Source organism: Paraconexibacter sp. (assembly GCF_059438195.1).
The window spans coordinates 1-10,524 of the sequence record NZ_JBLKKY010000103.1 but is presented as its reverse complement, the minus strand read 5'-3'; the positions used below and the strand labels follow the sequence as shown (position 1 = coordinate 10,524).

General features: G+C 75.4%; 11 protein-coding genes. 7 read left to right on the top strand and 4 right to left on the bottom strand.

The window, feature by feature from the left end:
• Positions 1 to 283: 283 nt before the first annotated feature.
• A complete protein-coding gene (locus ACME2J_RS21185) occupies positions 284 to 994 on the bottom strand; it encodes a class I SAM-dependent methyltransferase (RefSeq protein ID WP_495546937.1) in 711 nt (236 codons plus the stop codon).
• Entirely contained in the window at positions 991 to 1,707 is a 717-nt protein-coding gene (locus ACME2J_RS21180) for a class I SAM-dependent methyltransferase (protein WP_495546936.1), read from the bottom strand. The genes ACME2J_RS21185 and ACME2J_RS21180 overlap by 4 nt, the downstream gene beginning before the upstream one ends.
• A gap of 23 nt (positions 1,708 to 1,730) precedes the next feature.
• On the opposite strand from ACME2J_RS21180, the gene ACME2J_RS21175 reads away from it, so the two are divergent.
• From ACME2J_RS21175 to ACME2J_RS21155, 5 genes are all read left to right on the top strand, one after another.
• Positions 1,731 to 2,519 (top strand): sugar phosphate nucleotidyltransferase, encoded by a 789-nt coding sequence (locus ACME2J_RS21175; RefSeq protein ID WP_495546935.1) that lies wholly within the window; start codon positions 1,731 to 1,733, stop codon positions 2,517 to 2,519.
• Positions 2,520 to 2,591: 72 nt separating this feature from the next.
• A complete protein-coding gene (locus tag ACME2J_RS21170; protein ID WP_495546934.1) occupies positions 2,592 to 3,605 on the top strand; it encodes an NAD-dependent epimerase/dehydratase family protein in 1,014 nt (337 codons plus the stop codon).
• On the top strand, positions 3,602 to 4,642 hold the full coding sequence (locus ACME2J_RS21165; protein ID WP_495546933.1) for a glycosyltransferase family 2 protein: 1,041 nt from the start codon (positions 3,602 to 3,604) through the stop codon (positions 4,640 to 4,642). Before ACME2J_RS21170 ends, ACME2J_RS21165 begins: the two co-directional genes overlap by 4 nt.
• 3 nt (positions 4,643 to 4,645) lie before the next feature.
• Positions 4,646 to 5,776, top strand: coding sequence for a glycosyltransferase family 4 protein (locus ACME2J_RS21160; protein ID WP_495546932.1), 1,131 nt, complete (start codon positions 4,646 to 4,648; stop codon positions 5,774 to 5,776).
• An 11-nt stretch (positions 5,777 to 5,787) separates the two neighbouring features.
• Entirely contained in the window at positions 5,788 to 6,480 is a 693-nt protein-coding gene (locus tag ACME2J_RS21155) for a class I SAM-dependent methyltransferase (RefSeq protein WP_495546931.1), read from the top strand.
• A gap of 6 nt (positions 6,481 to 6,486) precedes the next feature.
• On the opposite strand, the gene ACME2J_RS21150 is transcribed toward ACME2J_RS21155, so the two are convergent.
• Together ACME2J_RS21150 and ACME2J_RS21145 are read right to left on the bottom strand one after the other, a co-directional pair.
• Positions 6,487 to 7,383: a hypothetical protein gene (locus tag ACME2J_RS21150; protein ID WP_495546930.1), complete on the bottom strand. Its 897-nt coding sequence runs from the start codon at positions 7,381 to 7,383 to the stop codon at positions 6,487 to 6,489.
• A gap of 13 nt (positions 7,384 to 7,396) precedes the next feature.
• Positions 7,397 to 8,326: a hypothetical protein gene (locus ACME2J_RS21145; RefSeq protein WP_495546929.1), complete on the bottom strand. Its 930-nt coding sequence runs from the start codon at positions 8,324 to 8,326 to the stop codon at positions 7,397 to 7,399.
• 104 nt (positions 8,327 to 8,430) lie between these two features.
• Between ACME2J_RS21145 and ACME2J_RS21140 the strand changes: the two genes are divergently transcribed.
• Together ACME2J_RS21140 and ACME2J_RS21135 are read left to right on the top strand one after the other, a co-directional pair.
• On the top strand, positions 8,431 to 9,180 hold the full coding sequence (locus ACME2J_RS21140; protein ID WP_495546928.1) for a YebC/PmpR family DNA-binding transcriptional regulator: 750 nt from the start codon (positions 8,431 to 8,433) through the stop codon (positions 9,178 to 9,180).
• The gene (locus ACME2J_RS21135) at positions 9,149 to 10,393 is read left to right on the top strand and encodes a glycosyltransferase (RefSeq protein WP_495546927.1); all 1,245 of its coding nucleotides are present in this window, start codon (positions 9,149 to 9,151) and stop codon (positions 10,391 to 10,393) included. The genes ACME2J_RS21140 and ACME2J_RS21135 overlap by 32 nt, the downstream gene beginning before the upstream one ends.
• Positions 10,394 to 10,524 lie beyond the last annotated feature (131 nt).

Genomic DNA, 10,524 nt, shown 5'->3' with positions numbered 1-10,524 from the left:
ATCGAACGCGCGTTGGATTGTCGCCCTGTGTGGGGGCGAATCGAACGCGCGTTGAGTTGTCGCCCTGTGTGGGGGCGAATCGAACGCGCGTTGAGTTGTCGCCCTGTGTGGGGGTGAATCGAACGCGCGTTGAGTTGTCGCCCTGTGTGGGGGTGAATCGAACGCGCGTTGGATTGTCGCCCTGTGTGGGGGCGAATCGAACGCGCGTTGATTTCGCACCACCCCCCGCGCGCACGCCCGCCCGCGCCCGCCCGGGCCCGTCCGACGCTCGGCGGCGGGACCCTCAGCGCCGGCGGCCGGCCAGCACGTGCTGGAAGGTGACGAACGTCCGCGCCGGAGTGCGCGCCAGCCACCTCGCCGGGCGCGTGTTCGCCGCGCCCTCCGGGCGCAGGCGCAGCTCGCGGCGCACCTCGGTCACCTCGACGTCCGCGGCGTCGAGCAGCGCGTGCGCATCGCGGAGCGTGAACCACCGCAGGTGCGTGCGGTCGAAGATGCCCATGCTCCGACGCGGCCACGTGCCGCGCACCCCGAGCTGCCAGAACGTCTCCCAGTGGCGGACGTTCGGCAGGCTGACGACGACGACGCCGCCGGCGGGGAGGAGCGAGGCGAAGCGGCGCAGCACGACCTCGGGCTCACGGAGGTGCTCGAGGACGTCCCCGGCGACGAGGACGTCGAACCGGCCGAGATCGGCGAGCGCGGCGTCGGAGGCCGCGAGCGCCTCGAGGTCGCCCTCGACGACCCGGTCGAGGCGCTCCCGCGCGGCCTGCGCGTAGGCGGGATCGAGCTCGATGCCGACCACCTCGCGGTCGGGCGGCGCGCCCGCGGCGGCCTTGAGGCCGGCGCCGAGCGCCCCGGAGCTGCAGCCGAGATCGAGGATCCGGCGGGCGCCCGCCGGGACGTGCGCGGCGACCTCGGGCCGCGGGTTCTCGTAGGCGGCGGCGCGCGCGGCCCGCAGCGCGTCGCCGTCCACCCCGGGCGCCGGGTCCGCGCTCACGTGCCCTTCCGCGCGTGGAAGACGGCGTGGCGCACCGCCCAGCCGTCCCGCGCCTTCATCGAGAACCGCGACACGCGGTCCACCTCGTCGAAGCCCGCGCCCCAGATCATGCGCTTCCACGCCCGCTGGTTCGGCATCCAGAAGACGACGGCCGCCTCGCGGTCGGCGCGATAGCGCGCGAGGGGGAGGGGGAGGAGGTCGAGACGCGGCTCGTACTCCTCGGCGCTCACGAAGAGCCCGCCCGGCTTCGTGAGGGCGGCGATCCGCTCGAGGGCGAGCACCTGGTCGCGGAGGTGGATGAGCACCGAGCCGCAGAAGACGAGGTCGAAGGTCCCGAGCTCGTCCGGCGTCGCGTCGTACACCGACCGCACCACCCGCTCGACCTTCGACCCGAGGAGCTCCTTCGCGACGGCGAAGCCCTGTCCGCGGACGACGTCGGGGAAGGAGGAGGGGCGCCGGCGGGCCGGCCAGTCGAGGTCCTCCTCGCGGTCGAGGTCGAGCGCGACGACCTCCGCGCCGCGGCGCTCCAGCTCGAAGGCCCAGAAGCCGTCCCACGTCCCGACCTCGAGCGCGCGGAGGCCGTCGAGCCGCTCCGGAAGGCGGTACTCGCCGACGTAGGGCCGCAGATCGAAGATGCCCTCGGTCACGACCCCGCCCGGCAGTTCGAGCGTGTGGTACCAGGAGAGGGTCGTCGGGTCGGGTGCGGCCGCCATGGGCGCGGCATACTACGGCCCGCATGCGACGCGAAGAGCCGGTGGTCATCCTCTGCGGCGGGCGGGGGACCCGCCTCCAGGAGAAGACGGTCGACATCCCCAAGCCGCTCGTCGAGATCGGCGGGCATCCCATCGTCTGGCACGTCGTGCGGCTCTACGCCGCACAGGGGTTCGGGCGGTTCGTCCTCCTCACCGGGTACAAGGGCGCCCTCATCGAGGAGTTCGCCGCTGCGAGCGACTGGCCCGTCGGCGTCGAGGTCGAGTGCCTCGACACCGGCCTCGACACGCCGACGGGCGGCCGCATCAAGCGCGCCGCCGAGGTCGTCGGCGGCGCTCGGTTCTGCGCGACCTACGCCGACGGCGTCGCCGACGTCGACCTCGGCGAGCTGCTCGCGTTCCACGAGGCGCACGGGGACCTCGCGACGATGACCGTCGTGCGGCCCGAGCTGCAGTTCGGCATCACCGAGATGCACGCCGACGGCCGGGTGAGCGGGTTCCGCGAGAAGCCCCGCAGTGAGCACTGGATCAACGGCGGCTTCTTCGTCTTCGAGCCCGGCGTCATCGACTACCTCAGCGAGACGAGCATCCTCGAGCGCGCGCCGCTCGAGGGCCTCGCGGCCGACGGAGAGCTCCACGGCTTCCGCCACACGGGCTTCTGGGACTGCATGGACACCTACAAGGACGCGGTCACGCTCAACGACCTCTGGGACTCCGGCGCCCCGCCGTGGCGCGTGTGGGAGCCGACCTCCTCGCTGCGCGACGACGTCGGCGGCGATCCCGCATCGCTCGCGACGCCCCGCCCGTCGGCCTAGCGCCGGGTCGGCCGCGCTCACCACGCGTCGGCCGGTCCGACAGCGGGACGACGTGCCATCATCGCCGCCGCGATGAACCAGTCCTTCGGAGAGAAGCTGCGCGGCCGCACCGCGTTCGTCACCGGCGCCTACGGGATGCTCGGGTCCTGGCTCGTGAAGAGCCTCCTCGACCACGGCGTCCGCGTGGTCGTCCTCAAGCGCGACCAGGTGACCGCCTCCGCGCTCGCGCTCGAGGGTCTCGAGAGCCGCTGCCAGGTCGTCCGCGGCGACCTCGTCGACGCGAAGCTCATGGACCGCGCGCTCGGCGAGTACGAGGTCGACCTCGTCTTCCACCTCGCCGCGCAGACGATCGTCGGGACTGCGAACCGCTCGCCGGTCTCGACCTTCGAGTCGAACATCCGGGGCACGTGGACGCTGCTGGAGGCGTGCCGCCTCCACGAGGTCGACGCGGTCGTCGTCGCCGCCTCCGACAAGGCCTACGGCCCGCACGACGAACTGCCCTACCGCGAGGACTTCGCGCTCCAGCCGAAGTACCCCTACGACGTCTCGAAGGCGGCGACCGACCTCATCGCGCGGTCGTACTTCCACACCTACGGGCTCCCCGTCGCGGTGACGCGCTTCGCGAACATCTACGGAGGCGGGGACCTCAACCCGTCGCGTCTCGTCCCCGAGATGGTCGCCGCCGTCATGGCCGGTCGCGCCCCCGTCATCCGCTCGGACGGCTCGCCCGAGCGCGACTTCCTCTACGTGGAGGACGCGGTGAGCGCCTACCTCGCGATCGCCGAGGCGCTCCTGCCGACGGCCGACGGCAGCGTGGGACCCGCCGCGGGCGAGGCGTTCAACGCGGGCGGGGACGCGCCGCACAGCGTCCGGGAGATCGTCGAGCTCGCGATCTCCGTCGTCGGCGCCGACGTCACGCCGGACTACCGGGGAAGCGGCACCCCGACCGGCGAGATCGACCGCCAGTACGTCGACTCGACGAAGGTGCGCTCGCTCACCGGCTGGGCCCCCGAGGTCGGTCTCGAAGAGGGCCTGCGCCGGACCGTCGAGTGGTACCGCGCGCACCCGGAGGCCCTCGCGGCGTGAGCGGACCGGCCGGCTCGCGGGAACGACCGGCGATCTCGGTCGTCGTCCCGTCCCACGACCGGCCTCTGCGTCTGCGCTGGCTCCTCAACGCGCTCGAGGAGCAGACGCTCGACCGCGCGCAGTGGGAGGTCGTCGTCGCCCACGACTCCTCGGGCCCGGAGACCGAGGAGATCCTCCGCGGGCACCCGCTCGCCGCCGCGGGGGTCCTGCGGCACCTCACGTTCCCTCCGGGCCCCGGCCCGGCGCAGAAGCGCAACGCCGCCTGGCGGGCGGCACAGGCCGACGTCGTCCTCTTCACCGACGACGACTGCCGGCCGCCGGCCGACTGGGTCGCGAACGCCCTCGCGGCGACGATGCGCCACCCCGGCGCGATCGTCCAGGGGCGCACGACGATCGACCCCGACGAGCTCGCGGTCCGTCACCGGGTGCCGCACGCGCGCAGCCAGGAGGTCGACCCGCCCGTGCCGTGGGCGCAGACCTGCAACATCGCCTACCCGCGCGCCGTGCTCGAGGGGACCGGCGGCTTCGACGAGTCGCTCCCGCTCGCCGCCGGTGAGGACACCGATCTCGCGATCAGGGCTCGAGCCGCGGGCGCCGAGTACGTTGGCGCCCCCGAGGTCCTCACCTACCACTGCGTCGAGCCGGCCACGCTCGTCGCGCGCATGCGCGAGGTGCAGCGGTGGGAGCACCTGCCGTTCGTCGTCCGCGCCCATCCGGAGGTCCGCGACGGGCTCCCCGGCTTCGGGACGTGCTGGAAGCCCGCGCACGCGCGTCTGCCCGCGGCGGCGCTCGGCCTCGGCGTGGCGGCGGCCGGCCTCCTCGGGCCGCGCCGGCGCCCGGCGGCGCGCTTCGCCCGTCTCGCCGCCGGGGCGGCCCTCGTGACGCCGTGGGCGCTCGGCGCGGCCCCGCGCTACGGCCGCTCTCCGCGCGGGATCGCGCGGGCGATGAGCGAGCTGCCCGGCCGGTTCGCGCTCGACGCCGCCGAGATGACGGCGCTCGCGCGCGGGAGCATCCGCTACCGGACGCTCCTCCTCTGAGCCGTGCGGATCGCGCTGCTCAACCCCGTCTACTGGCCGGAGGTCCGTCGCGGTTCGGAGCGATTCGCGCGCGAGCTCGCCGACGGCCTTCTCGCCCGCGGCGACGACGTCACGCTGGTCACGTCCCACCGCGGGCGCACGACCCGCACGACCGAGGACGGGCTGGAGGTCGTCCGGGTCCGCCGCCTGCCCGGGGAGGAGCGGCTCCGCCGCCGGCTCTTCGAGGATCACCTGCTCCACCTCCCGGCCGCCCACCGGGCGCTCACGGGGGTCGATCCCGACGTCGCGCACGCGCTCTACGCGACCGACGCGCTCGCGGCGCTGCGCTGGCGGGACCGCTCCCGACCGGACCGGCCGGTCGTCCTCTCCTACATGGGGATCCCGCACCGGACCGGTCTCGCGAACCGCCGGTGGCGCAAGGAGATCGTCCTGCGGGCCGCGCGGGAGGCCGACGCCGTCGTCGCGCTCAGCCGCACCGCCGCGGCCGGCTTCGAGCGCTGGCTCGGCGTCGACGCGCGCGTCATCGCCCCGGGGGTCGACGTCGAGGCCTTCTCACCGGCCCCGGACCCGGCGGCCGCGCGCGCCGCCGCGCCGACGATCCTCTGCGCGGCCGACCACACCGCCCCGCGCAAGCGCGTCGGCCTCCTCGTCGAGGCGTTCGCGACCGTGCGACGCCGCCACCCCGACGCCCGCCTCGTCCTCAGCCGGGTGCGCGGCGCGCCGCTCGCGGGCCGCGTCCCCGACGGCGTGGAGGAGCGGGACCTCGACGACCGCGCCGCGCTCGCGGCGGCGAACCGCGAGGCCTGGGTCGCCGTCCTGCCGAGCGTCGGCGAGGCGTTCGGGCTCGTCCTCGCCGAGGCGCTCGCCTGCGGGACGCCGGTCGTCGGGACCGCAGCCGGCGCGATCCCCGAGGTCGTCGACCGCCCGGGCATCGGCGCGCTCTTCGACGACGACGGCGCCGACGGCGACCCGGCGGCGCTCGCCGCCGCGCTCGAGGAGGCCCTCGACCTGGCGCGGGACCCGGCGACCGCCGCTCGCTGCCGCGAGCGCGCGCTGGAGGTCTCGTCGGATCGCTGCGCCGCCGCCTACCGCGACCTCTACGAGGAGCTGCGCGCCGCGCGCGGCGGCTCGTAGTCTCTCGCGGCATGCTCGCCTCCGCCCGCGCTCGCGTCGACGCCCTCCCGGCGGACGCCCGCGTCCTCGACGTCGGCGGCTGGGCGGCCCCGCTCTCGCGCGCCGACGCCGTCATCGACCTGCTCCCGTACGCGACGCGAGGGCTCTACGGCGCGCCCGTCGACCCGGCCGCCGAGCGCTTCTCCGAGGCGACGTGGACGGTGCGCGACATCTGCGCCGGCGAGCCGTGGCCCTACGCGGACGGGGAGTTCGACGTCGCCGTGTGCGCCCACACCCTCGAGGACGTCCGCGACCCGGTCCGCGTGTGCGAGGAGCTCTCGCGCGTCGCGCGCGCGGGCTACGTCGAGGTGCCTGCGCCCGTCGAGGAGCTCACCTGGGGGGTCCACGGCGAGTGGGTGGGCTGGAGCCACCACCACTGGATCTGCGAGCGGGAGCGCGACGGCCTCGTCTTCACGATGAAGCCGCACCTCCTCGGGGCGACGGGCCGGCATCTTCCGGCGGGCTCGACCGCGGGGCTCGCGCCCGAGGACCTCGTGCTCCAGATCTGGTGGGAGGGCGAGATCGCGGCGCGTGAGCAGGTGCTCGTCGGCCCGGGCGACTTCGACGGCTGGCTCGAGCGTCTCCTCGACGAGGCGCGCGCCGCCGCGACGCCGGTCGCGCCCGCCCGGGGGCGGATCGCGCGGCGCCTGCGGCGGCGTCGCTGACGCTGGTCAGCGACCGCGGCGCGCGACGCGTGCGGCCTTGCGTCGCAGGCTGCGGTCCTTGCGCGTGAGCGATCGCGTCCCGCGCTCGAGCCGGTCGAGGCGCTCGAGGAGCGCGTCGACGTCGTCGTTCGGCACCGCGAGGGCGCGGGTCGTGGCGGGCGACACCCGAGCGCTCGCGGACCTCACCGTCGTCGTCGCCGAGGTGGTCGTCGTCGCCGAGGTGGTCGTCGTCGCCGACGTGGTCGTCGTCGCCGACGTCGACGACGCCACGAGGGCGTCGATCTGCGGGGCCAGCGACTGGAGCGCGACGAGCGCCACGCCGGCGACGTCGGTCGCGGCGACGTCCCCGTCCGACCCGACGCCGAGGTGCGTCGCGAGGTCGGCCCCGGACGGTCCGATGCGACGGGTCCCCGGGGCGCCCGCCGTCTCGTAGGTCGAGACGGGGAGGGCGGAGAGGCCCGCGAGGAGACCGGCGGCGTCGACCGGCGTCCGCGCGGCCGCGGGGCCGCCGTCGCTCGTGACGACCGCGCCGCGGCCCAGCTCGACGCCGGAGGCGCCGACCGTGAGGGTCTCGTCCCGCGAGTACCCGAGGACGCGGAGCGGCTCGGCGCCGGTCCTCATGTCGCGGATGGCGAACGCGTTCGCCGACGCGAACGCGTCCTCGTTGCCTCGCAGCTGCCAGCCGCCGCCGGTCCCGTCGAGCAGGCCGAGCCGCGGCGTCGGGCTCTTGACGCGCAGGCTGTCGGCCGAGAGCGATTCGCGGACGGCGCACTCCGGGCCGACGCACAGGCCGCCGGAGACGGCCTCGTCCCCGTGCACGACGTTCGCGGCGATCGCCGGTCCCGCGGCGAGCGCGGTGAGCGCCGCCGCGGCGGCGGCGAGGCGGTGGGTGCGGCTCCCCATGGCTCCCACCCCCTCAGCGCCGTCCGCGGGCGAGACGCCTCTCGAGGCGCTTCACCTTCTTCGCGAGCGCGGCGTTGCGCTTCTCCAGCCGGGCATGCGTCCGCTCGAGCTTGCGCACGCGGGTCGCGGCGCTCGCGAGATCCGAGCGCGCCTCCTGCGCCGCGTGGACGGCGGCGGCGACCGCCGCGCCCTGCGGACCGGACGCCTGGGGGATCTGCGCGCCGTGCGCAGCCTCGGCGATCGCGTTGCCGGGATGTCCCCCGTCGTCGTCCCCGCCGGTCGGGACGGTCGAGAGCCGCGCGGCGAGCTCCTTGGCGGCGACGAGCGCGACGCCGGCCATGTCGGACGGCGCGAGGCCCGTCGCGTCACCGAGGCCGAAGGCGGCGTGGAAGTCGGCGGAGGTCGGGCCGATCCGCATCGTCCCGGGGGCCGACGGCGACGCGTACGTCGAGAGCGGGAGGCTCGCGAGCGCGGTGAGGACGGCAGCGGGGTCGGCCGCCGCCGCGGCGGTCATCGTCGTCGCGTCCGCGCGCTGGACGACGGTCCCGTTGCGCAGGGCGACGTCGCCGCTGGGGAGCACGAGCAGCGTGTCCGTCGGCGCCCCGGCGAGGATCCGCAGCGGGTCGGTCCCGGCGTCGAGGTCGCTGAGGGCGAGACCGTCGAGCGACCCTTCGCCGCTGCCGCCGGCCGTGATCGCCCAGTCCGTCGTCGGGTAGCCGAACGAGCGGCTGGTGTCGGTGAAGGCGAGCCGGGGGCGCTCGGCCTTGAGCCGCACCGTGTCGTCGCCGAACGTCTCGTCGGGCCCGCATTCCGGCCCACCCGCGCAGAGCCGGCCCTGGACGCTGCGATCGCCGTGCATGACGACGGCGGCGTCGGCGGACTGGGCGGTGACGGCGGCGGCGATGACGGCGAGTGCGGCGCTCCTCCGTGAGCGGTGCAACATGGATCTCTCCTTGACCAGGGAGCGGGCCTTCCGCTCCTGCCGAATCGGGAACCGGCGCACCCAGCGAAGCGCGTCGCCGCACGGACGTCAACTACTCTCAACGTATGGCCGGTCATTCCAAGTGGGCGGGGATCAAGCACAAGAAGGCGATCGTCGACGCGCGCCGCGGCAAGCTCTTCACGAAGCTCGCGCGTCACATCACGGTGGCGGCGAAGGAGGGCGGCGGGGACCCCGACGGCAACCCCGCCCTCGCGCTGGCGGTCCAGAAGGCGAAGGACGCCTCGATGCCGAAGGACAACATCGAGCGGGCGATCCAGCGCGGGACCGGCGAGGGCGCCGACGCGGCGAGCTTCGAGGCGATCGTCTACGAGGGGTACGGACCCGGCGGCGTCGCGCTCCTCATCGAGGCGCTCACCGACAACCGCAACCGCACGGGGTCGGAGGTCCGTCACCTCCTCTCCAAGCACGGCGGCAACCTGGGGGAGCCGGGCTCGGTCGCCTACCTCTTCGACAAGAGGGGCGTCGTCGTCGTCGACGCGGAGAAGTACTCGGAGGACGACCTCGTGATCGCGATCGACGCGGGCGCGGAGGACATCGCGATCGACGACGACGTCTTCGAGGTGCTCTGCGACCCCTCCGACCTCACCGCGGTGCGCGGGGCGCTCGACGAGGCGGGCATCGAGCTGCAGACCGCCGAGGTCACCTACCGTCCCCAGACGCGCGTCCCGCTCGACGAGGAGACCGCCGGGAAGCTCATGCGGCTCATCGACGCCCTCGACGACAACGACGACGTCGGTGAGGTCCACGCGAACTTCGACGTGGATGCCGCCGTCCTCGAGCGCCTCGCCGGCTGAGGAGGGAGCGCCGGCGGCGCCGCTCCCGGCGGTCGGCGTCCTCCTCGACGCGTTCCCGCGGCTCAGCGAGACGTTCGTCGTCACCGAGCTGCGCGAGCTCGCGCGTCTCGGTCACCCGGTCCACGTCGAGGCGACGCGCCGCGGGGACACCGCCGTCCCCGACCTCCCGGGAGTCACCGTCGCCTGGCGCGAGGACGACCCGCGGCGCTCGCGGCTCGCGGCGCTCCCAGGCGCCGTCGCGCACCCGGGCGGCGCGCTCCGCGACGCCGCCGACCGGCGTCGCTGGGCACGACAGGAGGCGGTGCCGCCGATGCGCGAGCTCGAGGCGCCGCTGCGGCGGCTGCGTGCCGCCGGCGTCGAGCACCTCCACGCCCACTTCGCCGCCGGCGCCGCCCTCGACGCGCTGCGGCTCGCCCGGCGGCTCGGCGTCACCTGGTCGGTGACCGCCCACGCCTACGACATCTACCTGCAGCCGATGAACCTCGCCGAGAAGCTCCGCGACGCGACGTTCGCGACGAGCGGGTGCGACTACACGGTCCGCGACCTGCGCGGGATCGGCGGGCCGGAGGCCTGTGTGCACCGGATCGTCATGGGCGTCGACCGCGACGCGTTCGCGCGCCGGTCGCCGCACCCCGGGACGCGCGTCGTCGCCGCGGTCGGCCGCCTCGTCGAGAAGAAGGGGTTCTCGGATCTCGTCCGGGCCGCCGGGATCCTCGAGCGCGAGGGCCGGCCGGTCGACGAGGTCGTCGTCGCCGGGGACGGCCCGCAGCGCGACGCCCTCGCGCGTCTCGCCGCGGAGGAGGGCGTCGCGCATCGCCTCGAGCTGCTCGGCCCGACCTCGCCCGACGGCGTCCGGGCGCTGCTCGAGCGTGCCGACGTCCTCGCCATGCCGTGCGTCGTCGCCGCCGACGGGGACCGCGACTCGATGCCCGTCGTCGTGAAGGAGGCGCTCGCCATGGAGGTCCCGGTCGTCGCCACCGACGAGGTCGGGCTGCCGGAGATCGTCCGGCCGCCCTCCGGGAGCCTCGTCCCGCCGCGCGATCCGGCGGCGCTCGCCGACGCTCTCGGCACCCTCCTCGACGAGGACGTCGAGCGCCGGGCGGAGCGGGGGAGGGCGGGGCGCGCGCTCGTCGCCGAGGAGGCCGACGCGCCGCGGGAGGCGCGCCGGCTGTCGGCCCTCGTCACGGACGCCGTCGCGCGCGGAAGAGCTTGACCGGCGCGGCGACGCCCTTGAGACGGCGCTCCCCGGCGAACGACCACGCGAACCCGTCCTCCTCCTCCGCGTCGTCGCCACGCGCCGCGGCGCGAGCGCCCTCGGTGACGAGGACGCTCCCGGCGCGCGCG

Bases quoted from the DNA above. Each gene is read 5' to 3' on its own strand.
- ACME2J_RS21140 (WP_495546928.1), top strand. From the start codon at position 8,431: ATGGCCGGTCATTCCAAGTGGGCGGGGATCAAGCACAAGAAGGCGATC.
- ACME2J_RS21180 (WP_495546936.1), bottom strand. From the start codon at position 1,707: ATGGCGGCCGCACCCGACCCGACGACCCTCTCCTGGTACCACACGCTC.
- ACME2J_RS21150 (WP_495546930.1), bottom strand. From the start codon at position 7,383: ATGGGGAGCCGCACCCACCGCCTCGCCGCCGCCGCGGCGGCGCTCACC.
- ACME2J_RS21145 (WP_495546929.1), bottom strand. From the start codon at position 8,326: ATGTTGCACCGCTCACGGAGGAGCGCCGCACTCGCCGTCATCGCCGCC.
- ACME2J_RS21175 (WP_495546935.1), top strand. From the start codon at position 1,731: ATGCGACGCGAAGAGCCGGTGGTCATCCTCTGCGGCGGGCGGGGGACC.
- ACME2J_RS21135 (WP_495546927.1), top strand. From the start codon at position 9,149: ATGCCGCCGTCCTCGAGCGCCTCGCCGGCTGAGGAGGGAGCGCCGGCG.
- ACME2J_RS21155 (WP_495546931.1), top strand. From the start codon at position 5,788: ATGCTCGCCTCCGCCCGCGCTCGCGTCGACGCCCTCCCGGCGGACGCC.
- ACME2J_RS21170 (WP_495546934.1), top strand. From the start codon at position 2,592: ATGAACCAGTCCTTCGGAGAGAAGCTGCGCGGCCGCACCGCGTTCGTC.